33 protein-coding genes are annotated in these 25,744 nt (G+C 64.4%); 1 reads left to right on the top strand and 32 read right to left on the bottom strand.

Annotation, left to right across the window (positions count from 1 at the left end):
* Positions 1–5: 5 nt before the first annotated feature.
* The 6 genes from D0Y85_RS07635 to D0Y85_RS07610 all read right to left on the bottom strand — a co-directional run bounded on the left by D0Y85_RS07635 (position 6) and on the right by D0Y85_RS07610 (position 9,014).
* Entirely contained in the window at positions 6–4,589 is a 4,584-nt protein-coding gene (locus D0Y85_RS07635; protein ID WP_117310049.1) for a tape measure protein, read from the bottom strand.
* 418 nt (positions 4,590–5,007) lie between these two features.
* Positions 5,008–5,751, bottom strand: a complete 744-nt coding sequence (locus tag D0Y85_RS07630) for a hypothetical protein (protein ID WP_117310048.1) — start codon at positions 5,749–5,751, stop codon at positions 5,008–5,010.
* A 22-nt stretch (positions 5,752–5,773) separates the two neighbouring features.
* Positions 5,774–7,741 (bottom strand): hypothetical protein, encoded by a 1,968-nt coding sequence (locus D0Y85_RS07625; RefSeq protein WP_117310047.1) that lies wholly within the window; start codon positions 7,739–7,741, stop codon positions 5,774–5,776.
* A 2-nt stretch (positions 7,742–7,743) separates the two neighbouring features.
* Positions 7,744–7,980, bottom strand: coding sequence for a hypothetical protein (locus D0Y85_RS07620; RefSeq protein WP_240329365.1), 237 nt, complete (start codon positions 7,978–7,980; stop codon positions 7,744–7,746).
* Positions 7,981–8,036: 56 nt separating this feature from the next.
* Positions 8,037–8,411: a hypothetical protein gene (locus tag D0Y85_RS07615; RefSeq protein WP_117310046.1), complete on the bottom strand. Its 375-nt coding sequence runs from the start codon at positions 8,409–8,411 to the stop codon at positions 8,037–8,039.
* A 129-nt stretch (positions 8,412–8,540) separates the two neighbouring features.
* Positions 8,541–9,014, bottom strand: coding sequence for a phage tail tube protein (locus D0Y85_RS07610; RefSeq protein ID WP_117310045.1), 474 nt, complete (start codon positions 9,012–9,014; stop codon positions 8,541–8,543).
* 108 nt (positions 9,015–9,122) lie between these two features.
* On the opposite strand from D0Y85_RS07610, the gene D0Y85_RS07605 reads away from it, so the two are divergent.
* Positions 9,123–9,647 (top strand): hypothetical protein, encoded by a 525-nt coding sequence (locus D0Y85_RS07605; protein ID WP_162887624.1) that lies wholly within the window; start codon positions 9,123–9,125, stop codon positions 9,645–9,647.
* Here D0Y85_RS07605 and D0Y85_RS07600 read toward each other — a convergent pair.
* From D0Y85_RS07600 to D0Y85_RS07465, 26 genes are all read right to left on the bottom strand, one after another.
* A complete protein-coding gene (locus tag D0Y85_RS07600) occupies positions 9,644–10,006 on the bottom strand; it encodes a DUF3168 domain-containing protein (RefSeq protein ID WP_117310043.1) in 363 nt (120 codons plus the stop codon). The genes D0Y85_RS07605 and D0Y85_RS07600 overlap by 4 nt on opposite strands.
* Positions 10,003–10,506 (bottom strand): HK97-gp10 family putative phage morphogenesis protein, encoded by a 504-nt coding sequence (locus tag D0Y85_RS07595; RefSeq protein WP_117310042.1) that lies wholly within the window; start codon positions 10,504–10,506, stop codon positions 10,003–10,005. The genes D0Y85_RS07600 and D0Y85_RS07595 overlap by 4 nt, the downstream gene beginning before the upstream one ends.
* Positions 10,499–10,834, bottom strand: coding sequence for a phage head closure protein (locus tag D0Y85_RS07590; RefSeq protein WP_117310041.1), 336 nt, complete (start codon positions 10,832–10,834; stop codon positions 10,499–10,501). The genes D0Y85_RS07595 and D0Y85_RS07590 overlap by 8 nt, the downstream gene beginning before the upstream one ends.
* Positions 10,831–11,310, bottom strand: a complete 480-nt coding sequence (locus D0Y85_RS07585) for a head-tail connector protein (protein ID WP_117310040.1) — start codon at positions 11,308–11,310, stop codon at positions 10,831–10,833. Before D0Y85_RS07585 ends, D0Y85_RS07590 begins: the two co-directional genes overlap by 4 nt.
* Before the next feature lies 1 nt (position 11,311).
* Complete coding sequence (locus tag D0Y85_RS07580; protein ID WP_117310039.1) at positions 11,312–11,794, bottom strand: hypothetical protein; 483 nt, start codon at positions 11,792–11,794, stop codon at positions 11,312–11,314.
* Between the two features lie 61 nt (positions 11,795–11,855).
* On the bottom strand, positions 11,856–13,097 hold the full coding sequence (locus D0Y85_RS07575; protein WP_240329362.1) for a phage major capsid protein: 1,242 nt from the start codon (positions 13,095–13,097) through the stop codon (positions 11,856–11,858).
* A 17-nt stretch (positions 13,098–13,114) separates the two neighbouring features.
* A complete protein-coding gene (locus D0Y85_RS07570) occupies positions 13,115–13,957 on the bottom strand; it encodes a head maturation protease, ClpP-related (protein ID WP_117310037.1) in 843 nt (280 codons plus the stop codon).
* The gene (locus tag D0Y85_RS07565) at positions 13,935–15,197 is read right to left on the bottom strand and encodes a phage portal protein (RefSeq protein ID WP_117310036.1); all 1,263 of its coding nucleotides are present in this window, start codon (positions 15,195–15,197) and stop codon (positions 13,935–13,937) included. Before D0Y85_RS07565 ends, D0Y85_RS07570 begins: the two co-directional genes overlap by 23 nt.
* 8 nt (positions 15,198–15,205) lie before the next feature.
* Complete coding sequence (locus D0Y85_RS07560) at positions 15,206–17,086, bottom strand: terminase TerL endonuclease subunit (RefSeq protein WP_240329360.1); 1,881 nt, start codon at positions 17,084–17,086, stop codon at positions 15,206–15,208.
* Entirely contained in the window at positions 17,043–17,420 is a 378-nt protein-coding gene (locus tag D0Y85_RS07555; RefSeq protein WP_227417098.1) for a hypothetical protein, read from the bottom strand. The genes D0Y85_RS07560 and D0Y85_RS07555 overlap by 44 nt, the downstream gene beginning before the upstream one ends.
* A gap of 175 nt (positions 17,421–17,595) precedes the next feature.
* The gene (locus D0Y85_RS07550; RefSeq protein ID WP_117310034.1) at positions 17,596–17,943 is read right to left on the bottom strand and encodes an HNH endonuclease; all 348 of its coding nucleotides are present in this window, start codon (positions 17,941–17,943) and stop codon (positions 17,596–17,598) included.
* On the bottom strand, positions 17,943–18,233 hold the full coding sequence (locus D0Y85_RS07545) for a hypothetical protein (protein WP_117310033.1): 291 nt from the start codon (positions 18,231–18,233) through the stop codon (positions 17,943–17,945). Before D0Y85_RS07545 ends, D0Y85_RS07550 begins: the two co-directional genes overlap by 1 nt.
* Before the next feature lie 162 nt (positions 18,234–18,395).
* Positions 18,396–18,695 carry a DUF1064 domain-containing protein gene (locus D0Y85_RS07535; RefSeq protein ID WP_205420746.1) on the bottom strand — a complete coding sequence of 100 codons (300 nt, stop codon included), beginning with the start codon at positions 18,693–18,695 and terminating at the stop codon, positions 18,396–18,398.
* Positions 18,696–18,857: 162 nt separating this feature from the next.
* Positions 18,858–19,445, bottom strand: coding sequence for a hypothetical protein (locus D0Y85_RS07530; protein ID WP_117310030.1), 588 nt, complete (start codon positions 19,443–19,445; stop codon positions 18,858–18,860).
* Positions 19,446–19,564: 119 nt separating this feature from the next.
* A complete protein-coding gene (locus D0Y85_RS07525) occupies positions 19,565–20,035 on the bottom strand; it encodes a lysis system i-spanin subunit Rz (RefSeq protein ID WP_117310029.1) in 471 nt (156 codons plus the stop codon).
* On the bottom strand, positions 20,032–20,496 hold the full coding sequence (locus tag D0Y85_RS07520) for a lysozyme (RefSeq protein ID WP_117310028.1): 465 nt from the start codon (positions 20,494–20,496) through the stop codon (positions 20,032–20,034). The genes D0Y85_RS07525 and D0Y85_RS07520 overlap by 4 nt, the downstream gene beginning before the upstream one ends.
* Complete coding sequence (locus tag D0Y85_RS07515; protein WP_117311878.1) at positions 20,493–20,690, bottom strand: hypothetical protein; 198 nt, start codon at positions 20,688–20,690, stop codon at positions 20,493–20,495. The genes D0Y85_RS07520 and D0Y85_RS07515 overlap by 4 nt, the downstream gene beginning before the upstream one ends.
* Positions 20,691–20,879: 189 nt before the next feature.
* Positions 20,880–21,578, bottom strand: a complete 699-nt coding sequence (locus D0Y85_RS07510; protein ID WP_240329359.1) for a hypothetical protein — start codon at positions 21,576–21,578, stop codon at positions 20,880–20,882.
* 70 nt (positions 21,579–21,648) lie between these two features.
* The gene (locus D0Y85_RS07505; RefSeq protein ID WP_117310026.1) at positions 21,649–21,963 is read right to left on the bottom strand and encodes a hypothetical protein; all 315 of its coding nucleotides are present in this window, start codon (positions 21,961–21,963) and stop codon (positions 21,649–21,651) included.
* A gap of 196 nt (positions 21,964–22,159) precedes the next feature.
* Positions 22,160–22,528, bottom strand: coding sequence for a Ref family recombination enhancement nuclease (locus D0Y85_RS07495; protein ID WP_117310024.1), 369 nt, complete (start codon positions 22,526–22,528; stop codon positions 22,160–22,162).
* Entirely contained in the window at positions 22,528–22,722 is a 195-nt protein-coding gene (locus tag D0Y85_RS07490) for a hypothetical protein (RefSeq protein WP_117310023.1), read from the bottom strand. The genes D0Y85_RS07495 and D0Y85_RS07490 overlap by 1 nt, the downstream gene beginning before the upstream one ends.
* Positions 22,719–23,390, bottom strand: coding sequence for a hypothetical protein (locus D0Y85_RS07485; RefSeq protein WP_117310022.1), 672 nt, complete (start codon positions 23,388–23,390; stop codon positions 22,719–22,721). The genes D0Y85_RS07490 and D0Y85_RS07485 overlap by 4 nt, the downstream gene beginning before the upstream one ends.
* On the bottom strand, positions 23,380–24,270 hold the full coding sequence (locus D0Y85_RS07480; RefSeq protein WP_117310021.1) for a helix-turn-helix domain-containing protein: 891 nt from the start codon (positions 24,268–24,270) through the stop codon (positions 23,380–23,382). Before D0Y85_RS07480 ends, D0Y85_RS07485 begins: the two co-directional genes overlap by 11 nt.
* 1 nt (position 24,271) lies before the next feature.
* On the bottom strand, positions 24,272–24,583 hold the full coding sequence (locus D0Y85_RS07475) for a winged helix-turn-helix domain-containing protein (RefSeq protein ID WP_117310020.1): 312 nt from the start codon (positions 24,581–24,583) through the stop codon (positions 24,272–24,274).
* A gap of 84 nt (positions 24,584–24,667) precedes the next feature.
* Positions 24,668–25,201: a phage regulatory CII family protein gene (locus D0Y85_RS07470; protein ID WP_117310019.1), complete on the bottom strand. Its 534-nt coding sequence runs from the start codon at positions 25,199–25,201 to the stop codon at positions 24,668–24,670.
* Between the two features lie 110 nt (positions 25,202–25,311).
* The gene (locus D0Y85_RS07465) at positions 25,312–25,743 is read right to left on the bottom strand and encodes a YdaS family helix-turn-helix protein (protein ID WP_117310018.1); all 432 of its coding nucleotides are present in this window, start codon (positions 25,741–25,743) and stop codon (positions 25,312–25,314) included.
* Between the last annotated feature and the right edge of the window lies 1 nt (position 25,744).

Raw genomic sequence — 25,744 nt, 5'->3', positions numbered from 1 at the left:
GCTGATTACCTCGCGTTGAGTGCTTCGCGCAGCGCCGAACTGCTGGCGTTGCGTACGCCTTGGGTGGTGGTCGAAACAAGCTGGCGGAGCAGCTGGTTCTGCTCGGCGAGCAGGTCGTTGCCCTTCTGAACTGCGGCGGTGGTTTGGGCCTGGGCGTTGTTGTCCACCACCAGGTCGAACACAGCACGGCTGAAGTTGTCCGGCAGCGCCTCGATGGCGTCTGCCAGCGCCCCCATGCTCGTCCCGTCCTGCTGGTTGAGATCCCCGACCTTCATCCCGTCAATTAGGCCGGTCACCTGGCCGTACAGACCGTTGTAGTCCTGGCCGCTGGCGTAGAGGTTCCGACCGAAGCCGAGAGCCGCCTGCGCGGCTGCCTGCGCGGCGCTGGTGTCACCACCGGCTACCGCCCTCTGCAGCTCATTCATCGCCTCGCCCAGCTTCTCCTGGTCCGTCAGCGGCGAAAGGTCACTGATCGACAGGCCGTACTGCATGGCCTTCTTGTCCTTGTCGATCTGCGCCTGCAACTTGCCCATGTTCGTGGCGCGCAGAGCCTCGATCTTGGCCAGGTCTTCCGCCCGGGCGCCGGACAAGCCGAGCGCCTTGGCGTAGTCGTTGGCCGCCTTTACTTGCTGGCGATACGTGCGCTCGATGGTCAGCGCCTGCGACTGGTACTGCGTCAGGTTGGCCGTCATCAGCTGGGTGCTCACGTCGGCCATGAGGCTGGCGTAGTTCCCCAGCAGGCCGGTCACCTTCTGCACCTGCGTGGCAAGATCGGTGCCGGCAACGCTGGCCAAGTCCTGGAAGTAGTCAACGGCCTTGTTGACCTTCTCCACCTCCATCCCGTTGAGGGCGCGGCCCAGCTCGTCGGCGTTGCCCACCGCCAGCGCGATCGAAGCACTGAGGGCCGAAAACACATCCGACGCTTCGAAGTAGCCATCCAGCTGGCCGCCGAAGCCCGCTGCCTTCACCGCCTCGGTGAACAGGCGGTCCGTCATGTCGGCCAGATAGGCTTCCAGCTGCGCCTTGGCCTCGGCCGAATCGGCAGACAACTGCATCTTGCCCAGCGACACCTTCACGCCGGCCAGTTGCCCGGAGAGATCCACGCCCAGCTGCTTGGCCAGGTCAGTGGCTGCGCCGCGCACCTGGCGAGCCGCCATGTCGAACGTGCGATCGATGCCCGGATCCAGCGCACCGTACTGCGTCCATTTCTTGTCCGAGCGGAACAGGCCACCCTTGGCCTTGATATCGGCATAGGACTGGCCGTTGAAGCCACCGAACCCGTAATCGCCGGTGATGCCCTGCCCGGTCACCTTGGGCGCGCTCCGACCGAACAGCTTGGCGTGGATGCTGGAGCCCGACAGGATCGAGGCGACCTTGTCGTTGAAGCCCAGCCCACGGAACCCCTTATCGGCCAGGCCGACGGCGCCGGCGGTGGCGATCTTGCCTGCCCAGCTTTCGCCGTTGGCAATGTCCCACCCCTGATCGAACAACTCGGCATTCTTCAGCATGCCGGCGACGATCCAGCCGATGATCGGGACCGCCGCCGCCGCGGAGCCTGCAGCGCCAGCTGCGCCGGCACCGGCGCCGGCACTGCCGCCGCCAACCAGCCCAGAGAAGCTGGAGCCAGTCATCCCGGCCATGCTGGTCACATCGCCGAAGCCGGTAAGGGTGCCCGCCGAAGCGCCGGCCGAGCGGCCGAAACCGAACAGGCCCTGCCCCTTGGAGAGCAGGCCGGCCACCGTGCTCACGTTCTGACCGCCCGCCGCCGAGCCGTTGCCGCCGAACAGGCCCATGAGGCTCTGCAGGTTCAGACCACCGCCCTGCCCACTGATCCCGTTCATGATCTGGGTCTGGATCGGGATAATCAGCTTCTGCTGCAGCAGCTCCCGGGCAATGTCCCGCAAACCCTGCTTGGCTACGTCCTTGAGGTCGTCCCACAGACCGTTGAAATCGCGCAAGCCTCTGGCCGCGAAGTCTGCCAGTGCATCGGCAGCACCATCCACGCCGTCCAGAACCACATTCGCCCAAGCCTCGGCATTGGCCGCTGCTTCTTCCACCTGGATCGACAGCGCTGCGGACGCGTCGGCCGCGGCCAGCATCGCCCGCTCGTACGCCTCGTAGGACGCGACACCCTTCCGCCTGGCCAGTTCTTCCTTGCTGCCCGCCGCCTCCACTGCTCGCTGCAGCTCCTGCCGCATGTCGCGCTCATTCATCATCTGCCGGCGCGCCAACTCCCTCGCGCGCCCAACCTTACCGAGCATGGCCACCTCGGCGTCCATGGTCGCCAGCAGCGCTTCAGGGCTGGACAGCGCCTTGTTGATCTCAGCGCTGGACAGTTCGAGCGCCTTCTGCGACTCCAGCACCAGAGTGTTGTACGCCGCGCGCTCGATGCGCCCCTCCTTCAGCGCCTCCTTGAGCTTGTCCTCCAGTTGCTTCTGGCGCTCGGTGGCTTCGGCCAGCGGCCCGGCCATGGTCGCGGCGGCCATCGCCGCCTGCTCGTTGTAGCGCTTGGTCGCCTCCGCGTCGGCATTCCGGTCCTTGGCGCCGGCGCGCTCACCGGCAGCGGCACCCTTGCGCGATTCGGTGAAGCTCTTCTGCGCGGCAGCCAACTCGGTCTGCAACCTGATGTACTGCGCACCCTGCTCGATGTACTGCTTTACCTTCGGGTCATCGCGCTTGGAGAAATCGACGCCGCCGGCTTGGGCCTCCTTGAACCAATCCGCAACGTCCAGCTTCGCCACCTCGCCCGCGCTCTTGCCAACGCGCGCGAGCTGTCCCGGCAGCGACTGCATCGCCGATGCGATGCGCTTCCCTGCCGCACCTGCCGAATCCCCCAGGACGTTGAACGAGCCCGACAGCGCATCGGTCGCGCTCTTGGCCTGAGTGGTGGCGACATTCAACGATTCAAGAACACTGCCCTGCCGCTCGGTTTCACGTGCGAGCGTTGCGACACTTGCGGTCTGTTCCACCATACGGCCACGGAATCGATCCGCGCCGGTTGCACCCTCGAGCACTTTGGCATTCGCCTGTTCGAGCCGTGCACTGAACTCGTCCGCGCTGATCTTGCCGGCCTTGAGTTCGTCAGCCAAACCGCGAATCGAAGCTGCGTATACGTCCGAGTAGGAGTTCGTGATACCCCTCTGCGACTCCAGCGCCATGTCGCGGATGGTTGCAGTGATCTGCTTGTAACCCTCCTCAATCTTTTTCTGCCGCTGGAGAATCTCGCCCGCTTGCTCCTGCCGATTTAGCTCTCGGAACTTCTCGATAGCCACGTCGGCTGTGGCGTTGAAGTCCACCAGCGCTGCCGACGCAGTATTGGTGTTGTCCCGGAAGATCAGCCAGCCGGCGGCAGCGGTAGCCAGCATCGTAACAATGCCGGCAGGCCCGCCCAGCATTGCCAGGGTGGAAGCTCCCGCTCGTGCGGCCCAGCTAGCGCTTGCTGCCGCTGACTGGGTCTGCGCCTGGGCCAGCAGCAGCGTCGCCTGCCGGTGCTCGAGAGTTGCAGCCGCAGCCTTGGCGCTAACGGATACGCTCCCGCCGATCACCTCCATTCGGCGCACTTCTGCCTGCGCATCAAGCATGGCGGCCCGAGCGCGGAGCTCCAGCTGCTGTGCCGAAGCCAGGTTCTGAGCCGCGGCCGCCCGGTCAGCAGCCATCCCAGCGTTTGTGGCCGCCACTCGCGCAAGGAGCGCCTTCAACAGTGGCCCCGATGCCACTGCAGCACCTGCAACGGCGACCATCTGTAGGTTGTTGCCGAGCGCGCCAATACCAGCGGCGAGCGCCTGCGATGCGCCGGTCGCCTCGTCGGCCCTACCGATCATGACCTGTAGATTGTTGTTGAACAGAGTCAGTGACTGCCCAACTGTGGCGGCCATCTTGCCGAACGCCTCGTCAACGGCACCGGCTTGGCTTTGCAGCGCGGTGATTACCTGTTGTGACGACAGCTTGCCGGCCGCACCGAGTTCACGCAGTTTCCCGATCGGTACGTTCAAGCCCTTAGCGATGGCCTGAGCCAGCGCGGGAGCCTGCTCAAGCACCGAATTCAGTTCCTCTCCTCGAAGCGTTCCGGAGGCAAATGCCTGGCCGAGCTGAACCAGCGCGGCGTCGGCCCCTGCTGCGGACGTGCCGCTGATCACCATCGTCTTGCTGATCGTTTCAACGACTCGCGCCAGCTCCCCACCGGACAGCCCGAGGGCTTCCTGGTTCATCGCAATCCGCTGGTAGAGTTCTGCAGTGGCCCCAAGAGGCTGTCGAGCGGCACCAGCGATTCGGACCACGTCAGCCTGCGCGGCAGCAAACTGCGCCTGCCCCTGAGTGACCAACCGCAGCCGGTTGTTGAGATTCGTCCATTCGTCCGCCTTGCCAACTGCGGCTTTGACGGCTACCAGTGCGGAGGTGAGTCCCACGGCCTCAAACGCAACGCGCCGGAAGCCGGCAGCGACCTCATCGGCTCCACGCCGGGACGCGTCCGACATCGATGCTTGGATAGTCGCCATATCGCGCTGAACCACACGCGCAGCCTTCCCACTGTCGCGCTCGAAGGATCCGGACTTCAGCAACAGGTCAACGGTAAGGGTGTAGAGGCTCATCGCTTTTCCAAAAAAAAAGCCCGCACAGGGCGGGCTTTGAGACTGATGGAGGGGGGGCTTAGCGAATCGGGATTTCCGACCCGTTGATGGTCATGTCGGTCACGATTCCAGCTGCGTTCGTGATACAGGACGCCGAGGCCGGCTGCGCGGCCCCGCCTTTTGTAGCCAAGATCAGGCCTGACCCTGCCGGCCAGGAAAAATAGTGCTCTCCAGCCGTTCCCCAGTCCTTGGAATACGGGACCTTCGTAGCACTTGGATTATCCGAAGCCGACTGAATTGCGCTCATGCAGTTCAACAAGGCTCTCTTTGAGCCGTCATCCTTGGGCGACGAACAACCAGCCAACGCCACAAGCAGCAACGGTGCGAACAACTTCCCAAAGTTCATAGAACCTCCCTAGATTTTCAGGGATCATGCCAGCTACGCAGGGACTTCCTCAAACTCCATGTACCCGGAGAAGTACTGGCGGCTGATGTTCTCGGCCGAAGGCAGCTGCGTCGGGTAGCCGTAGAGTGCTGATCGGGCGGCCAACAGCGGATTGAACGCCTTGGTGCTCATGTCCCGGTACTGCGGAATGACACAGGATCGGCGACGGCCAGCCAGCGCCGCGCCGATCATCTCCCAATCGGTCCCGTTCAAACCGCCTCCGCGCACAACGTCCGTTGCCCGGCCGGATAGGTTGCAAGTCAGTCTGCGGTACAGCGCACCTGGAACCGTGTTGACCTGGCCGCCCTTCGTGCGCGTGTGCACGCTGGTATCGATCGTGGCCACCGCCCAACCATCGGTGATCCCCACGTCCACAGCCTGAAAGATCGCGATCTCGCCTACATCCACGTTCGTTGCGGTCGTGGCAATCTCGACCGACACCGTCGACAGCAGTGGAGCCTCCTCGGGAAACAGCCAGGCGCACACGCTGCCGTCCGGCAACCTCACCGTAGTGCCGGTCGCGCCGGCGGCGGTGACAGGCACGCCCGGGGGCAGGTTGAGTCCGAGCACGGCGACGATGGCCGGCACCACGGCATCGGCGAGGGTGATCGTGATCGCCAGCGAACCCGTGCGCCGGATTCGCGATGCCCGCCCTGGCTTGCCATCGAAGAGCGCCGAGCCCTGATCCGCGCTCAGCCAGGTTCCACCGGTGAGGGTGACTGTCTGGACAGCCGGCATTCCATATCCAATCAGCACGTCTTCATCCCCACACCGTCAGCACCACGTCCCCCGTGGCAGGGTTGCGTTCCACGCGCCGCACCAGCACCGGCTTGCCGTCTTCGAGGCCGTAGCGGCTGTAGGTGAGCCTGCCAATTTGCCCCGGCAGCGGCGCCAGATCCTGATCACCACGCACCGCGAGCTGGTAGAAGTAGCGCTGCACCTGGTACATGCCAAGGATGCGGTCGATCTCAATCTGCGCATCGGCTGCATGCCAGAACAGCGAGACCACAGGATCGGCAGCCTCAGCCCGTTGGTAGTGAGCGTGCAGCGGGCCTGCCCCGTATACCTGCCCCCGGAAAAGCCCGGTCAGCTCGTCGCGGCGGGGCTGCGGCACGTCGACCACGTCGGTGACCAAGTCGGATGCAGCCAGCGCCTGACCATTGGGCCGGTATGCCATGCGCCGGGTCAGGTTCGGTGCATCGTCGGGCACCATGACCAGATCTGCCGCCAGATCCGCCTCGGACAGGTCGAAGGCAAATTCGCCCACGTGCGCCTCGGGAGCGGTCACGCGCACGAAGCGCAGCACACCCGCTGGATCTTGATAGCAACCTGCCCCGTAGCTGGGCAAGATCGCGTTCAGCGCCGCTCGGCCCGTGATGGCCGTTCCCGCGTAGTAGCCGATGCCCAGATAGCCCGAGACCAGGTCAATCACCGCGCAGTCACTCGATGACCAGGCAGCGCGACCGAGGCGCGCCATTATGTCGCCCACCGCCTGCTCCAGCCGGGCCGGCATCATGCCCCCGCCGATGCTGGAAGCGTCAACAACGACCGGCGTCACCGGCGGGGACTTCAACAGCAGCTGCTGACCGTCGGGCGCCTCGTTATAGGTGTTGGTCTCCATCAGGTCGCCGCGATCCATCACGGCGTTGATGTACACCCGGCCGTCCGCCACAAACATGGAGGTCGCATCCGAGTTGGCCCCCATCGCCGGGATGCTGGCCACTGCGCCGATCACCACCGGCTGCGGCTTCCACGCCAGCGAGGCAATGTTCGGCAGGAACACGCCCCGGTTGATCGTCTCGTCCAGATAGTCGTGCGCATCGCGCAGGTGCAGCGTCTTCGTGCCGTCGTCGTTGACCTCGACTTGCTCGATCGCACAGCGAAACGCGGGCATGGCGTCGGCTCGCATGCCGCTTTCAGAGGCCAGCAGGATCTGCACCGAGCTGCCAGAGGCCCCCGTTCCTGCCATTCCGTCCAGCAGGCCATCTGCATCGACCACGACACACTCGGCCGCCGCAGCCTGGGACACCGGATCACCGCCCCATGGCCAGAACGCCAGTTCCTGTATCAGGTTGACGCCCTCGGCCACCAACCCCTCATATCGGGCGTTTGCGGGGCTATCGCCCGGGGCCGAAAGCCAGTCAACGTCGGCCAGGCGCGTGGCCGTGGCAGCTGCAGTAGGGAACCGCCAACCGGCCGCCGCCGCTTCGCTACGCGGCCCCCACTGCCCCGCATTGACCGCCAAGCAAAGACCGCCGGCCTTGGTGGCACCCAACGACGCGGCGAAGTAAAGCGGGCCGGACAGCTGAAGCTCCTGCAGATGCACCTGCACACCGTTGAGGAACAGACGCAGCTGACGCGGGGTGCCGAACACCACCTGCAGCCCGACAATGTCGCCATGGGCGACAACCGGCAGCCCGGTTGCGATCCCTCCACCAGCCTGCAGCAGGCGCCCGGCACCAAGGTCCCAGCCAATGCTGGCAACTTCTGCGCCAAGCGCCTTGTTCAGCGCCGCCGAAGCGGAGGCGAACCCGACAAGAGCGGAGATGGGATCGTCGCCCCAAACAGCAAACTCCACGCCTACCGTGCCGGCATCGAGGCTGAAATCGGAGCGTGCGTGGCTGGCCAGCGCAGTGGCACCGGTGGTGGCCAGAGTCAGCCCCCCATCACGCGCGGCGAGTACCGGGCCGATTGGGGTGGCGGCGAAGCGCCCGAAAGTGTCGATCATGGTTATCCCAGTCGTTCGAACCATTCCTCCGCCTCGTCCTCATCGGAACGTGGCACGAGGGCGTCCAGGTAGTGCTGCATGCCACGCTTGGTGCCGCCCTGGCTGTGCGAGGCAGTGATGTACGCGACGAAGGCAGCGGGCTTCAGGTGCAGGCTCACGGGGTCGATGGGGTTCCGCTTGTGGAACTCCCACCATTCGAGGAACTCGCGACGCGACATGGTCGCCTGCAGTTCGGACACCGTGCGCCGCAGGTGCCAGGCGAGGACCTTCCAGAACCAGTCCTCGCCACGCTGCCTTAGTCGTTTCCCGCGTCGGCCTGGGCCTGCGCGGCCTCTTCACCGAACCCGGAGTGCTTCATGGCGACGCGCTGTAGTTCGGCGGCCACGAGCGGCTTGAGCTGGGCGGCCTGCTTCACGTTCATAACGGGCTTGCCGTCTTCGTCGCAGATAGCTGCCGCGATCAGCTTGGCGCGGTCGCCTTCACTCCACAGCTTGCGGAACTCCACATCTGGCAGCTCGCGCACGTGGAACTGCGCCTTGTCGCCATTGGGCAGGGTGATCGTGTCGGCGTGCACATCCTTCGAAGCGAACATGCCCAGGCTGGTGAACGACTCCAGAATGTTCACGGGCTGCTGCGGCTGGGTTTCCGGGGTGTCGTTGGTCTTGCTCATTGGCCGTTTCCTTGAATGGCGACAGGGCGCGCGGGCCGCGCACGGCTAACACGCGGAGGATCCGCGCGCTCTGCCAAAGAGAAGGCCCACCGAAGTGGGCCGAAAAGAGAGAAGGCGCCGTTACGCCGATCAGGGCGTCGGGCGGTGCGTGGTGACGGCGCCCGAGCCGCGGATGGTGATCGTGGCTTTCCACACGTCGTTGTCCTGGCTGGTGACGGCGAAGTTCTGCACGAAGCCGTCGAACTGCTTGGACAGAACCGTGGTCGGCGGGGTGATCTTACCGTCCACTGCCACCGGCTTCTCCACGCCCTCGGTCTCCGAGAGCGGCGCGGTCACCAGCCAGTTCACGACGGCGCCGGTTTCGTGCAGCTGCTCCAGCTTCTCGTGATCCACGCTGTCGTAGATGATCTCGATGCTGGTACTGCCGGTCTGCTTGCGGCCAGCGACGAACTGATCCCAGTCGTCGTCGTAGTCGGAAATATCGATCTCCGATGCTTGGCCGTCAGGGAAGCCGACCGAACGCAGACGGGTCACCTTGATGACCTCGGCAGCGCCGATGGCGACGAACAGCTGTGAGTGTTTCGACTTGATTACCTGTCCCACGGTTTACCTCCATTAGGGCCCTAAAACGGGCATAAAAAAACCGGCTTGCGCCGGGGGCTGTCATCTGAGATATCTTTGCACCTCACCTATTGCGCCAGGAAAATAAGGATGAACTCTGTACGCGATGAAGCTACTGAAGATAAAGGAACGCACTGCAAGACCTGCGCAAGTCGAAGAACTCAAATTGATTACCCTCTCAACCGCGGGGCGCGCGAATCATGGCAGGGATCAATTGCTCTACTGATGATCATCGTCACTGCATGGGCGGCCTATGAGGCCATTTCTTCTGGCGCGATTGACGAGGATAGAGATACCCTCACTAGCATCCAATTATCGATCGCGGTTGGATCACTCTGCTCCTTTGTTCCAGGATTTTTGTTCGGGGCGCTTTTTGATGCCGGCACACATCCCTTCCGGGCTTTCTTCCGTTGGGTCAAGTTCGAGACTCCGATCTTCTATTTCTGTCTGGCATTGATCCTCCTTATCGCTGGCGGAATCGCGATATGGGTAACCCAAAACTACCTTACGATCCCGTTCACGCCGACCGAGCTCGTAATCTCACTTGTCGCTGGATCGATCACAGGTTCCACGGTGGTTCCAGTTTTGATCAGTCACCTCCCCAGAAGAGGCTAGCGCAGTTGCAGGAGCCGTACGTCGAACGAAATGCCTATCGCATCCGTGCCGTCGCTGTCGGGCGTCGGGTTGTACGACTCGATGCTGCCCACGCGCTCAACCACATCGCGGATGGCGGCGGCAACGCCGTTGGCTTGGCTGAGGACCTCGCCCCATACGGTCATGCGGACCCGCCAGCCGTCTGCCGGCGGTGGTTCGGAGAGCATCGCGGTCGGTGAGCCGCCGACCACTTCCCACGTTGCGTACGGGAGCGGGGTGTCCTGGGGCGCGCTGCCCAGGAATAGGCGGGCGGGGTCGCCGAGCACCTGCCGGACGGTTGCATCGTCCTCCAGCAGGGATTGGATCAGGGGAACCATCATCTCCAGCCCTCCTTCCTCAGCTGCTTGTCGAGCACGGCCCGAGTCTCATCGATGATCACCTGCGCCGCCTCGGGCCCTTTCGCTTCGCCGGCCGGTGTCAGGAACGGCGAGGCCCGCTGCTTTTTCGTACCGAATTCCAGGAACCGCCAGTAGTAGGCCCAGCCGCGATCAACATAGGATTTCCCCGCCCGGCCTCGTTGCTTGTTGCGCTTGGTGTTGGCGTACTTGCGTCGGCGGCCGGACTTTACCCCCACCGTGAAGTACTCCCCGTCCTTGCCCACGCCTGCGCGGGACCTGCTTTGCGCGTTGGCTCGTCGCGTGATGATCTGGCTGGCCAAGAACCCCGACGCCTTCGGCGCACGGCGCCTCGCATCGTCCCGGATCACATTGCCGCCCTTGCGCATACCAGCTCGGACCGCACTTCCCTGCACTGCCCTGGGCGCCTCCCGCAGCGATCGCAGCAAGCCGGCCAGGCCTTGAATCGATACCTGCTCAGCCATTGGTCAACCCCGCTACGGCGATGATTGCCATCTCGCTACGGTCGTTACTGGGCGCGATGCTCTTGATATCGAACACGCGACCACGGAACACGATCCGCCATTGAGGGTCGACTTGCCGCGGGCGAATATCGAACCTGACTTGCTCGCGGTAGCGGTCGGCGCCGGCAGCCACAGCCTCGGTGGTGGCCGCAAGGTTGTTGGTGGCCTTGGCCCACACGGACACAACCTCAGCCCATACCGGCTTGTCTTGGCCGCCGAGCGGATCGCGCACAGGGGTCTTCCGCTCGAAGCGGATGCGATTCTGCAGATCGCCGTCCTGAAGCGTCATGGCATCATCACCCTTCGATATGGGCGCAGGAGGCTCTTGGCGCCATTGGGAAGCTCTACCGCCTGCGCTCCCACAACGACGTCGGTTCGGTTCGCGTAGAGGTGGCCGAGCGTCAGCAGGATGGCGGAGAAAATGCTTGGGTTAGCAACGACTCCGTGGATGCAGGCCTCCGCTTCAGCGATGGCCTCACGGTACGCAATTTCCGACAGGCGGATTGTCGCGGTGCGCTCATTCCCATCCTCAATGAACACCGCGTCTGCCAACGCCTGGTCTCTCGCAAGCGCAGCGGCCTTCACTGCGGTTGGGTAACCACTCCTTGCCAGTGCCAAGGCGTTGGCGTCCTCGTAGATCCGCCGATTGAGGTATGCCTGCGCAGCATCCTGCGAGCCGGAAATCGCGCCCTGCAACTGCTCTGCGGGGTAGTCGGCCTCGACTCGCACATGCGAGCGGGCCTGTGCGAGCGAGACGATGGGCATGTCAGTCCTTCTTCCCCTCGGCCAGTGCTGCGGCCAGCTTTTCGGCACCCCAGCGCTTATCGAACGGAATCCCGGCCGCCTCCAGCTGGACGATCAGGGCCGCCTTGTCGCCGCCTGCCTGCTGCTTGTTGGCGGTCTCGTCGGTCTCGGCAATCAGGCCCTGCACCGTCTCAGCGATTGCCATCTCTCGGACTTCTTCGCTCTGCTCGTTCCAGGCTTCAACCGTCAGGCCCGAAGCCGCATGCGCCTTGCTGACCACATCACCGAGAGACAGTTCGCTTCCATCGGCGAACTCAAAACGCGCCGGCTGCAGGCTGGAGCCCAACAGCACCAGCGGCGGCGGGGCGTCAGCGATCAAGCTCAGCGCGCCCACCGACAGTGCACCGGCCTCCAGTTCGGGCGGACAAACGTCGCCGGCAGCGAACTGGATGGGATAGATCTTGCCTTCCGGAACCCCGCGGAAGGGCTTGATGAGCTTTGCCATTGCGGCTCCTCGAACACTGGATTGAAGCCAGGCGGCGCGAGGCCGCCCGACGGGTGGGTGATCAGGCCGAAGCCGCGATCTTGAGGGCACGCATCGGCTCGGGGTTGTGCACACCGCCGCCCACACGCTTGGTCGTGTAGAACATGACGTAGGGCTTGTTGGTGTACGGATCGCGCAGCACGCGCACGCCCTTGCGGTCGTACACGGTGTAGGTCTGCTTGAAGTCACCGAACAGCGCGGCAATCGCGTTTGCCGCAACGTCCGGCGTAGCCGCCACGTCCTGCACGGCGAAGCCGGCCAGGGTGGAAGGCTGACCGGCCACCAGCGACGGCTGCCACAGGTAGTTGCCCTGCGCGTCCTTCAGCTTGCGCACCACTCCCTGGGTCTTGCGGTTCATCGCGAACTTGGCGCCAGCGGTGAAGGCGGACGGCAGGTCGTAGACCAGGTCCAGGATGCTGTCACCGTTGATGCCGGCTGCAACACCGCTGTTCACGGCCTTGATGGCGCCGAACGGGTGCTTGGCGGCGTTGGCGCCACCTTCCACGTAGGTCAGGAGGCCGAACGGCTTGTTGACGCCATTGCCAGAGAAGAACGCATCGCCTTCCTGCCTGGCGAACTCCAGCTCGACCTCGCCGGCCAGCCATGCCTCCAGGTCGATCTCGGCATCGTCCAGCAGCTGCTGGGTTGCGGCCGGATTGGCGTAGATCTCGCCCCAGCCAAAGCTGAGCGGGCGCAGCTTTGAGGTCGCGGTCTCCGGGCGGGCGTCTTCTTCGCCGACCCAGCCCGAGGACGTGCCGCCGGTGTTGTAGAGCTTGGTCAAGCCGGCACCCGAACAGGGCTGCACGTTGGCCAGCTGTCGCATGTCCGAGACGATGACCAGGCGGTCGGTGATCGAGCGGTCCCATTCGACCGGTGCCAGGTAGCCGCCTTCGTCGGCCGCGCCCTTGTTGAGGGCAGCCTGCACTTCACCCTTGCGGAAGTGAGCACGGAACGACTCGGTGTACTCGGCGTCGGCCACGTCGCTGGCGGCACCACCACCGCCCATCTGGAACGCGGCCATCTGGGTGTTGGCCTGGTCGACCGCAGCCTGCAGACGCGTGATATCGGCGTTGATGTTGTCGACCTTCAGGGCCTGCAGTGCATCGGCATTGCCCTTCTTGATCTCGTCCAACTGCTTGTTGTGCTCGGCCTTGAAGTCGTCGAATGCCTTGTTCAGGCTATCCACCAGCGCCTTCACCTCGGGCTGGCTGCCATCGGCGCGCACGGAAACGAGGCCACGCGGAACGCGGCTGTGGGTGTTCATGTTCATTGTTGGGCCTCTTAGCCTTTGATGTTGTCGAGAAGGCCCTGCAGCAGGGCCGTGGTTTCGTTGCCGCCAGCGCTCGGCATGGCAGAGTCGGCAGCGCTCGGCTTGCCGTTGAACAGCGATTTGAGGGTGTCGCGTCGCATGGATCGGGAGTGGCCAGCCTTTGCCATGGCGGCTTCCACCAAGGCGAGCGCCTTGCGGCCGCCCGATGCCTGCTTGGCATCCTTCGTGGCGGCGCCCCCGTCGAGCAGGCCATCGGCAAAGCCATCTTCCACGGCCTGGGCGGCGCCGATCCACGTTTCCTCGTCCATCATGCGAGCCGCTTCCGCCTCGGTGACACCCGAGCGAGCGGCGTAGACCTTTGCCATGGCAGCGTCGAAGGGCTCCAGCAGCTTTGCCGCGTCCGCCATGTCATGCCGGTTACCGATGGCCACCGCCCACGCGTTGTGGATCATCAGGAACGCCCCGTCGCCCATCAGGATCTCATCGCCGGCCATGGCGATAACCGATGCGGCCGACGCAGCCAGCCCCATCACCTGGACCGTCACGCGGCCTTGGTGCTCTCGCAGCAGGTTGTAGATCGCAACGCCCTCGAAGAAGTCACCGCCGGGGGAGTTGATGTTTACCACCACATCCTTGCTGCCAATCGCACGCAGGGCGGCGCTGATCCGTTTGGCGGTAACGCCGGTGCCCTCCCAGTTCTCGCCGATCGAATCGTAGATGGAGATGCTGTTTGCGTCGTTGCCGGCAGCACGGACTTCCGGCTCCCAGCGCTCCAGCGCATCGGGCCGCATGTCGAACTGGGCGGCGCCGAGCCGTCGCTCGGCACGAATTTCAGGCAGCTGCCGGAGGCTCATCGCTCTTTCCCTTCTGTGTCATGGGGTTGATCAAGTCGTTGGCGCCTGGCTGGTCCGATTCGGGGTAGTCCAGCAGGTCGCGGATCTCGTTCTGCGTGTGGAACGGCTTGGTGCCACCGGAGCCGAGGGCGGCCTTGAAGAATTCGGCCTGATCCTTGAGCGTCCCGCGCATCAGTGCCCGTACATTGAACTTTGGCTGGAACCGCTCCAGGTCGCGCTCTGGAATCAGCGATCGCGCCACCGCCTGCTCCCAGTTGGTGAAGTGCTCCAGCATCGTGTACTGCAGGAAGAAGATGCCCAACTGCTCGATGCCGGTGCCCCAGCTGGTATCGCTCAGGAACAGCAGCGGGCGCGGAACGCCGTAGAGCCTGGCCACCTCCTCCACCTGGGCATTCCGGTTCTCGACGTGCTGCGCCTCCTGCGCCGTGCTGCCAAACTTGTTGGCCGTGGCTCCCTCTTCCAGCAGCATCCATTTCTGTGCTGCTGCAGCGCCGGCATACTCGGTGTCCAGCGACCCGCGCATGCGGCCGTAGGCGATATCGCTTAGCGCGTTCGGCACTTCGATAGCACCACCGGCCATGTTGCCGGTTTCGAAGATGCGGCTGGCCGCCCGCTCCGCATCCAGCGCCAGGCGAATTGCCCGGTCGGCCAGTTTCATCCTCGACAAGCTGGTGACACCGTCCACGGAGATATCGCGGATGTGCAGCACCTCTTCCTGCTTCAGCACCACCTCGCCGCGCTTCTTGCTGTTGAAGCGGTAGATCATCCGCCAGTCGTCGCCAAGCTCAGCACGCACCGCGGGAGAGTCCAACGGGATGAGATGGATTGGCCGGCCTGCTGACCATACGACCCGCGCGTATGCGTCACCGTGGCGCTGCCGGGCAAGCTCCATCTGCCGTTTGAATTCCAACGGCGTCTGCCACGGGTTCGGCTTGACCTTGAGCAGGCGGTGCGCGGGGTGCTCGGCGGCTATCCGCTTCTTCCCGCCAGACTCGATCACGTTCAGCGGCAGCATGCCGATGGTCCCGCAGATCAGAGACAGGCAGCGAAGCACCGCCATGTTGCGCAGCTGATAGCCACCACCGCCCTGCCCGCTCTGCGCCCGGATGAACTCCAACAGCGCGGGGTCATCCATCCCCGTGAACTGGCCGGCCTCAGCCCGTGCGCCCTGGGGCGCCGCCGGCGGCGGATTCCAGATCCGGTCCAGCGACTTGATATCTTCTTCGTTGAACCTGGACATTGCGTTTCCTATAGGAATCGGATGCCCCGCTGCTCATAGACAGAGGCGGGCGCGACCGATGAATGTGCGGAGCCGAAGGCCATCACGACCGCTACCGCGGCGTCGATCTTGTTGACTGACCGTGCCTTTGACAGCCACCGGTTTTCCCACTTATCGCTTTCGATGACGGCCGACATGATTGCCGACACCAGCACTGGGTTCCCAAGCAAGCGGACGCGACCTTCCAGCAGTGCTTCTTCGAACAATCGGAGGGATCCAGGCATCCAGAGACCTTCCGGCACCGGCTTACCTGCTGCGGCAGCGGCCTTCACGGCCGCCTCTGTGGGCTTACCCTTCTTCAGGCCGCCCTGCGGGTGCTCAACGAACGAAACCGAGAGGCCCAGTTCTTTGACTTCCTCTTCGAACTGGCGGAACGCGTATCGGTCGTAGGCAACCTGGGCGATTTCGAAGTCTCGGTCATACTCGGCCACCGTTTGCGCGACGTGCCGGTAGCTGATCGTCTGGCCCTGTGGCGCATGCAGGTGGCTCTTGGCAATCCACGTGCTGTACGGAAGCTTGTCGCGTAGCTCGCGGGCCTTGACCGTATCGCCAGGGGTCCATGCCTCTACCCACGCGTCAAACGTCGGCTTGCTGACCAGCGTCTTCTTGCCCTCGACCTCTACCAGCACTTCCTTCGCCCCGGTCTCCACAACCGCGCCCAGCGCTGTAATGTCGCGGTTCTGCGACAGGTCCAGCCCGAGGTGGATGCGCTTGCCGTGGTGCTGGGATGTGCCGAACGACTGCAGGGCCGGTTCGAGCGTCTCGCGGCTGAGCCACGCCTGGTCAGCGTCCGTCCACATGCAGAAGTTGAGCCGCAGGATCTCGTTCAGCTTGCTGGGAATCTGTTTGGCCAGGTCAACGCGGGCCTTTAGGTACTCCTCCGTGATCGTGATGCCCAGCATCGGGTTGGCCTTCAACCAGCAACGCGGATCCTCCAGCGGGTCATCGCCCTCATCCAGACCGCACACAAGGGAGAACGTACGGTCATCGATGGGTTCACCGATGAAGGTTGGATCATTGACGGCCTCGGTATGGCCGGCTGCGACCTTTACCGCATGCTCGTGCTCTGCCCATGCAACGCTGTTCCGGTCACTGCCCGAATTGGTGATCATGAAGAGCAGCGGCGAACGACGGAACTTGAACCCGTTCTCCATCATTTCGATGATCTTGCCGTCCGCCATCTCGTGCACTTCGTCGGCCAGGACAAAGTGGGGGCGGTAGCCGGAACCTGTTTTTCCAACGTCACGGGACGCCGGCCGGAAGTAGCTCTGCGACTTGTGGTGGGCGATGTTGTATTCCTTGCCCTCACCGCCTGAGAACTCCAGCCGCTTCTTCAGTGCCGGCGAAGCCTTCACCATCTTGACGGCATCGCGGAACAAGATGCCCGCCTGATCCTTGTGCGAGGCCACCGCGTACACCTGAGCGCCGGCTTCCTGATCGGCGCAAAGCCCGATCAGCGCGATGCCACCAGCCATCGGCGACTTACCGTTGCCTTTGCCTTCCTCGATGTACGCGCGCCGAAAGCGACGCGTGCCATCCGCCTGTTTCCAACCGAACAGGCTGCCGATCTTGAACGCCTGGCTGGGGTGTAGCTTGAACGGCTTCCCTTCGAACTGCCCCTCACTCAGCCGCAGCACGTCTTCGAAGAAGGCAATCTTCTTATCCGCCGCTTCGCGGTCGAAGTACAAGCCTCTCTCGTGAGCGTCCTCAAGATCTTTCAGGTGTCGCCGGCAGGCATTGCGCACGTGCGGGCCTGCAACGGTCCGACCCTCCACCACTGCCAGCGGATACTCGCTGGTCCGGCAGTCAGAAATGCTTGTCGTCCGGGTCTTCGTCTTCGCCTGGGCCATGATTCACTTTCGTCTCGTCCACCGGCGTGGCACCGAGCTTCGACAGGAGCGAGCCCAGAGCCTGCATCGCCGAAACACCCATCTCCGGGTCGGTCGCCATTCGCGCGGCGAGGATGCACACCTGGCGCAGCAGCAGCCGGTGGCCGGCGTGCAGCCAAGGCATGTTCTCGACCTGTTCTTTCCACACGGCGACCTGTTCTTTGGTCATTCCCTTGTAGGGAGCGCCGATGGCTTTTGGTCCCTTCGGCGTCTTTCGATTCCGATGCCGCTGCGGATTCTTCGCCGCAGCACCGGACACCGCTGCTTTTGCTGCTGGAGTGCGGGGATTTGCCATGTTTCACCGTCTGAATCGCTCACTGAACAAAGCAACTTTTGTTCAGGAATGAGGGTCGTCTTTCCAACTGTGGATGCGTGCGTTTGGGGGGGCGCACGTATCGCTGGCAAATCGACCCAAACTTTTTCGCCCCCCGTTCAGGTTTCTGTGGATAACCTGTGTGCAAACAGACACTCTACTTCGGCCGCGCTGTGCCCTGCCGCAGCGCCGCCAAGGGCCATCCATCGGCGTCGCAGCCAATCAGAACGCGCTCGGTGTTGCCAAAGCCGCCATCCTCGCGTGCGGTCTTCCTGCTGTGACAGCTGACGCACAGAGTCCGAAGATTCTCCGGAGAGTTGTTGTTCGGATCGCCGTCCGCGTGGTCGACGTGGGCTTGCCCCTTGCCGGCGCACAGCACGCCACAGCCATGTTCCTGGCACCGGTACAGGTCGCGCAGCAGGATGGTTTCCCGCAGCGCGCGCCACGCCCTGCTGTTCGTTGGTAACGCGCGCTTGGCTTGGCGGTTACCGGCCAGCCCCGCCATCAGTACCGGTTCCCGTCCAGGTCGACGCGCTCTGGCTCGGCACCTTCGTCCTGCACCGGCGCGCCTGCCTCCTCGCCCAAGAGGAGGGCCACCGCCTGGACAAGCAGACCGACGTGCGTTGCCAGCTCGGCCATCTGCTTGCCCTGCTGCTCGATGATCCCGACCAGGCGGTCAATTCGAGCATCCGTGCTGCCATCGATGCGCGCGGCCAAGGCGGCGACTGCTGCAGCGCGCGCAGACTGCTCAGCGGCCAGTGCTGCCGCCACCTCTTCAATCCGTGGAACGTCCATCAGCAACCCTCGTCGTTCGCAGTACCAAGCCACGGCGTATCCATCCCTCGACCCGATCCCAGTCCGGTTCCATGCCCGTCGTCTTGGCAAACCACACCACCGCAGCCAGGTAGCACCGCAGCCACCAGCGCATGCGGATGGAAGCCATCACTGCTCCAGCCATCAGAACTCCTCCACTGCCCAGCCGCCGCCGTCCCGCTTGGCCTTTACCTTCACCGCGATGAAGCGGAACGGATACATGGACGCGGCGATCTTGATCTTGGCCCTTGCATCGTCCTGCCAATGGCCCTTCACTTCGTGGCAGGCCATGACACCGTCGGCCTCCATCACGGCAAAGTCCGGGGTGTAGAACGTGTTGTCTGCCAAGCGCAGCTTCAGCCCCTCGAACCTGTGCCACAGGATCTCGCCGGCGGCCTGCAACGCGCGCAGCCGTTCGGCATACGCGGCTTCTGTCTTGTTCATCTCGCCGGTCTTCAACCGGCCAAGCGCCAGGATGCGGCGCCTCGCGCCATCTGGGCTACCCATCAGAGGCCTCGGCAGCTGTCACGATCAGCACAGGTCATCCCTTTTCGATCTGCTAGGAAGAAGTTGCCCGGCCAGCGACTTCGCTGACCGGGCACAGCCTTAGTTCGCCAGAAGGATCAGCTGGAACTTGGCGTTCACACCCCACGAGCCGCCACCGCCGCTCGACGCGCCCAGGCTAAGGCTGAAGCTCGTGCCTGCGCCGAAAGACGAACTACCCCTGAAATCGATGCCCAAACCGCCACCGAACTCCTGGCGAACGCTGCCGGACCACTGCTCGTTGAACTTGTAAGTGACACCGACGCTTGCCGGCGAAAGGTCGATCGTGGTGTCCTTGAACTGGACCTTGGCGGAGCCGGAGAGGTTTCCGTTGCTGTCGAAGGTGCCGCTCAGACGAGCTTCCTCGGTGCCCACGCCGTAGCCGATCGTGCCGGAAACGCGCTCGTTCTCGTAGTTCAGACGCAGGAAGGAGTCGTCAGCGCCGACCTTCACGAATGCGTTGCCCTTCTTTGCTTCCCCGCTGACAGCAGTGCCGTTGATGTTGCCGGAGAAGCTCGCACCTACCGGGCGGCCATCCTTATTGATGACACTGCCGCTGACCTGCCAGCCACTCTCGTCCATCGGTTGATCGATCGTGCCGCCGCCTGCGCGCTGCATCACTTTGTCGTCCATGTGCTTGTTCTTGCTCATTGAATTGCTCCTTGTTGTTGCCATTACGGCGGTAATCGGTGCCACGGCCTATCCGGGCACCAAAACGGCAGAGGGCCGCACATGGCGGCCCTCAAGTAAGAGTGGGATTCTGGTGGTGGCTACTGCTGATCGCGATCCGCTTGGATCACGGCTTGGCAGGCGCGGACGTGGTCTTCGGCATCGGTGACGATTCGAATAGCAGCTCCGACAACCTCTGGACGTAGTTCGGCGTGCGCATCACGTTCGATGGCGCCGGCGGCGGCTTCGGACAGGCGAGCGGTGTGGCAGGTGGCGAGGTCGTCGCGCAGGCGGAGATTGCCGCTGCGCAGGCCAGCCACAACAGCAGCAGGGACGGTCTCGGCCGCAGCCCGGTCTTCTTCATGCTTGGCTCCAATGTCGGCCAGCTGCAGGGCCTTGCTCTGCTCGGTGGCACGGGTCTTATTCACCTGGTCGGCGATTGCCTGAGCACCGGCCGCGCGTTGCTTGGCGGCTACACCCTCAGATCGGTCACCGCGCCATGCCCAGCCAGCGCCGAACATGGCTGCGGACCAAACGACGAATGCGACGATGGCGATAGCGATGCGATTCACGACCGCCCCTCGCACATCCGACGCTCAGCCGCTCGACGGTTCACCAGGCCCTGCACGCGTTTCCCGCCTGCATAGACCCAACGGTCCAGCTCTGCGCACCAGGCTGAGGCTGGTCGCCCGCTGTTGATCTTGCCCACCAGCGAGGAGCCACAGGCTGCGGTGGTCCCGACGTTGTAGGACCAGCTCAGCAGTGCTGCCCACTCGTGCTGTTCCAGCGGGACATGGATGCAGGCCTGTATGCCGGTGAGGTATTCGCCCAGGCGGCTGTTGAGCCGCGCAGCACACTCCGCCTCGGTGTAGTGCGCCTTGTCCGGCTTGTCCGTATCGCCGTAGCAGTACGTCGCAACACCGACCATGTCGATGTAGGGCGTCGGTGCATAGCCCTCGCGCGGCTTGACCAGCACAGCGGCGGACAGGGCAATAACGGCCGCGGCAGTCCCGCCGATGATTTTCGCCCTCATGCCTGCGCCCTCTGCCGCCACTCGCGGACCCAGCGCCACCCGAGGTAAGCGATCTGGCCAACGAGATAGACGATGGTCAACACCACCACCACGCGGTCTAGATCCGCGCCCGCAGCGACGGCGCCGGCGACGGTTACCGGCGGTGCGGCTTTGGCCACGGCACCGGCCGCAGTGCTGATGATCTCGTCCTTCATGGTGGCCCCGTGACTTGTCCGGTTCGGCATAAGCCCCTCCCGGTTAATGGGTGCCCGCCCCTAGCGCCGGCTGGGCACGAGAGTTTGTCCGGCTGGGACGCGGGCAAAGAAAAAGCCCCGGCTGGGCCGGGGCTTGCGATTGGATGGTGACAATATTGCCGCCTATTTCGATGACCTAGGAAGTCATCGTTACGCCGTCATCGTGAGTGCCTTGCTGAACTGCCTTGCAGCGCGCGCCTCGGCCGCGCGGAAGTTGGCAAGCATCCACTCATACACAGGCCGCCAGAACCGGCTGTAGGCCGACCAATCCGCCCCGATGGCGCCGGCGCGCTTTCGGCCGCTCAAGGGCTCGCAGCCACTCCCGCCGCAGTCTCCGCAGTTCACTACACCTGCGCCCGCCGGATCTGGAACAACCTTCCTGCCGCCGCAACGCTCGCACTCACATGCCCCGACCATCTCCGCGATCACCGCCCCAGCCAGAACCCCAAGCTGCTCCATCGTGTTGTTCGGCCATGCCGCAGCGCGCGCATCATCCAGCGCCTTCTCTGCTCGGCGCAGCTCGCGTCGCTGTGCATCGGTGACCGTCCCGCCGCACCAGCCCATGCTGGCCTTGGCGATGCCAAACTCCGTTCGGGCATCGGCCAGTTCGTGCATCTGGCGGGTGAACTCCGGTGCCACCAAAGCGATGACGGCCTGGCGCAGCTGTTCGCGCCGGCGCTGACCGCTCTCGGGCCACCACATTGCCTGCAGCAACTCATGCCCCAGCCCGTGCGGTACGTACGCCAGTGCGGCCACGATCTCCTGCGTGGTCGGGCCGCCCGCACTCCCATCGATGCTCATGGTCTTTGGGCCCGTCCGGCTGGACAGCAGTTCCCGTGCATTGCTCATTCGCATGCGCCTTCCCCTTGGTGGTTTGCTTGTGCAGCGCGCGGTCGCGCCGGCTTATTGGTTGCGTTCATCAGGCCGCCGCGGGGCCAGCCGGCTCGGCCGCGTAGTGCGTGATCTTCGGGTTGTCCCCGCGCCAGCTGCCGAACACCGGCCGCTTGCTCACCGAGTCCCACAGCATCAGCCGCCGGCCGTCCTGCGGTGCTTCGGCAATCGGCCTCCAGTGCGTGACCAAGGCAGTGCGGATCGCACTGAGAGCGGCGGCGGTTGGGACGATGCCCAGTTGTGGGATTGTGAGATCCATCATCAACTCGGCAGTAACGCCGTCCGGTGGCAGCCTCATGGCGCCACACAACAGGCTTCGCGCGGTGAACTCGAGCGCACTCATGCTGCCTGCTCCCAGCTGGCCGGAAGGCGCTGCACCTGGCCGCCACGGGCCTCGAACTGCTCTACTGTCTCAACCTGACCGGCAGCGAATGTGCCTGGCTTCCTACGCTTGGGCCGGGACACCGTGTTGTGGTCCATCCGCCGCTCCCTGGGCGCGATTTGGGGGTTCAACCTCGGTGCCAATGCCTTCGTCTTCTTCATGCCGTCGCCCTCAGCTCGTTGATATAGGTCTGCTGCTCGATCAGGTCGTCATCAGATCCGTAGGTTTCGTGGAAGGTCCGCGAGCCTTCCAACAGGCTCGGGCCGTAGATCTGGCGCATCGTCGCGAAGGTGTTCCCCTCCATCGGTATGCGGCGGTGGTGCCATACACAGAGCGCGAAGCCGAAAAAGTGGCCGCGCCGCCGGTTGCCGCTCTTGGCGTGGTTGTAGTCGCAGCCGTAGACCACCAACTCCGGATCCAACAGCCGCTGGATCTGCAGCACCAGGCAGGCCATGCACGGGCCGGTCTTGGCCAACTCGATGCGTGCCGCCTCTTCCTTGGTCGGCGCCGGATCGTTGGACCACATCAGCGCAGCTCCGGGATCGGGCCGGCATAGCGGGTGATCGGGATCTGCCGGCAACCATCGCGCCAAACGGTCGCCCCACGGGTGGCGTACAGCACCAGCGGCTTGACCCCGTAGCCATAGGCCAGATACCAGCCGGCCACCGCCACCGGCTCGGACACAGGGCGCACCTCCAGTTCGACGTGGTCCTGCCTCATGCCGCCGCGTCCTGAGTGGGACCGAACAGCTCGGCGATTTCTGCCAGGCGCTGCTTGGTGCGCTCGTTCGCTTCCGGGCTCGCCTCCACTCGGCCGGCGAGCAGGGCCAGCGGATTGAACGCGGGCGTGGCCGGCGGCAGCGCCAGGTGATCGGCTACCTGGTCGTGCGCCAAGCGGCCAGCATCCACCGCCAGCTGCAGCGCTGCGGCGCGGGCACTCGCGTCATGGCCCAGCGACGGCTGATAGACGGCGCAGCCACCCACGGCGCGCGCGCTCTTCACCAACCGGGCGTACACCTCCAGAAACGCCTGCCGGGCTGCGATCTTGTCGCCCTCCTCGACCAGCGGCAGCGCCGCCGTCCATGCGTCCCTGGTCTGCTCGGTCCATACCACGGTCACCGCCTCGTCAGCGGCCCGGATCGCCACAGCCCACGCTTCGTTCGGTGCCGGGTGCCCGTCGTCAATGCGCTCCATGATCGCGGCCAGGCTCAGCCGGCCCTTTACCTCGCGGCGGCAGGCGGTCAGCGCCTCAGCCAGCACGCGCAGCGGATAGGTGGCCAGATCCAGCACCATGTACGTCGCTGCGTTGGGGCTGATCTTCTCGCCCATGACCTCGGCAGTAGAGGCCAGCATGTCCACCAGCTGATCCTGCTCGGCGTCAGTGAGCATTGGTCGCCTCCCTCAGCTGGCGCAGCTTGGCCTTGGCCTCGTCTGCGGCGTTGGCGTTGCTCTGGGTCTGGTCCTGCTGCTGGGCGCTGGTCGCGGTCATCTGCCTGCCGGTGACCCACTGCGTGCGGTAGGCCTCGCACTTCGACAGCAGCGAGCCCAGGTCGTGCATGTTCTGCACCACGTAGCGCTCGTTGACGGTCAGGAACCACCCGGCGACGGCCGGTGCTTCGGCATGCCCGAGCCGCTGCACCAGCTGCTTCACGTTGGCGTTGACCTTCGCGTTGCGGACCGGTGCCACGCCATGGCGGATGCGGTAGGCGCTGGCGTATGCCGCCCATGTCGCCCTGCACGCGGCCTGCAACTCCGTTTCCGGATCCACCACCGGCGGCGCGGCCGACAGGCCCGCCGGAGATGACGGTTCTTCTGACGGTTCATTGGTGGTTATATGACGGTTAGGCGGCACGGGGCGCACCTCCAGACCTGCGCCCGCTGCATCCCCACCTGCACGGGGCGCATCCCACCTGCACGGGCGCACCCCTGCACGGGGCGCAGCACCTGCGCCCGATGCAGTACCGGCTTTTCCGGTCTTGCGAGTGCCCTTCGACGGCGCTGCGGCCTTGTCGAACTTGGCCGGGGTGACGTTGTAGACAGTGCTGCTGTTGAACCTCCGGTCGCGGGTCAGTAGGCCCACGACTTCCAGATGATCCATGGCGGTGCGGACAGCGCGCGGCGACATGCAGCAGCGCGCGGCGATGGTGCCCACCGCCGGCCAGCACACGCCATCGTCGTTGGCTTGGTCAGCCAGCGAGATCAAGACAGCCTTCTGCGTGACGCTCAGGCCCTGCAGCGGCCAGCACTGCGACATGATGATGGTTGACATGTCAGAGCCCCAGCAACATGTTCTCGCCCGGCGCCACTGGCCACCAGGTACAGGCGGGTTTGCCAGTGATTTCGCAAGGCGCGACCGGGCCGCGCCAAATGCGTCCCGCTCTGGCCAGTTCAGGCAGACGGCGGCCCAGCATGTGGCGGTCCAGGCCAGTCAACTTCGATAGGTGAAGGCTGCTCTGCCCGGGGTGACGGATCACCGCGGCTTCGGTCTTGGCATGCTGGGCATGCAGCGCGCCGCTGGCGATAAGGTCGGCAGCAGCAGCGTGGCTGCTGCGGGGATCAGTTGATCGGGCTCGAACGTTCATGGATGCACCTCGCTGGAGAGGCTTCCAATGGTCATTGCATAAATCTCGAGCGCTGTAGGCCAACTCAAGGGAATTTGGGGGTAGTTAGACATTTCGTGCCCTCCCCTTCGCCGCAGCGCGCGAAACGTTGCGAATCAACCGGTGCGCCATCGTGATCAGCGAGTTGGCTTCTTCCACCATCAACTTGGCTTCGTCGCTGTCGATGTGGTGATCGGCCATTGCCTCCACCGCAGTGCCAGACAAGCGCCCCACCCGCGTGGTGATCTCCAGCAACTTCGTCTGGATGGCGCCGATCTCGTCCGACCAGCCGCCCTCAGGCGGCGGCGGAACCGTAGCTACGGCCATGCCGAACTGCCCGGCCAGCGCCTGCATCCAGTCCAGGGCGTAATCACTGCCGCCCGCTTTCTCCTGCATCCACTCTGTGAGCAGTTCGGCGATTTCCATCGTTACCGACTCACCCTCCAACCCACGCAACTTCGCGCGAAGGGTTTCCGGGTGCATCGACTTCCCACGACGGTCGGCCAGGAATGCGGCTGCATCCACCACACCGCCGGGCGTCTTGCGCACGGAGTTGTAGAGAACGTCGAGCCAGTTGAGAGCGGATGTGCGGCAGGTCATGGGGTCACCTTGGGAGGGACGGTGTTTCAAGGTTTTGGGCTGGGCTCGGGTGGCGCAGGATTGGCGCCATGGAGATCAACAATTCAGGGACGACGGCCAGGGATGGCCTTTCAGGCGGTGTCGACCGGGCCAATGCGGTCCGCGTCGGGATCGGATTCGACCCGCGAAACAGCACCGCCTGGCGCAGCACCCAGGACGGCGAGAACACCGGGCAGAGCCGGGACGGCGGCGTCCAGCTCCCACGATGCGACGCGATCCACCGGGAGTGCCAAGACGACCGCCAGGTGTGCGTCATTGGAGAGGCCGAGCTTTGCCAGCAACTCCCGCTTGGTCACCGGGGCCAGACCGCCCAAGGGGCCGAAAATGTCGGGACAAAGGTCATGGCGGGAAACGCCAGTGACGGATTCGATGGGAATGGCCATGGCCGGAGGCACACGCCCCCGGGAGCGCCAATTGCTGACAGCGCTCTGGCGAACACCAAGATGGGAGGCAAGGGATGTAACCCCGCCGGCGGCTTTCACGGCTCTGTCGAGTGCGTCCATC

Origin of the sequence: Stenotrophomonas sp. G4 (genome assembly GCF_003428825.1) — a bacterium.
In the GTDB taxonomy this organism is placed as follows: Bacteria; Pseudomonadota; Gammaproteobacteria; order Xanthomonadales; family Xanthomonadaceae; genus Stenotrophomonas; species Stenotrophomonas indicatrix.
Note: the sequence above shows the minus strand (reverse complement) of the source record. Positions and strands in the feature narration are given on the sequence as shown.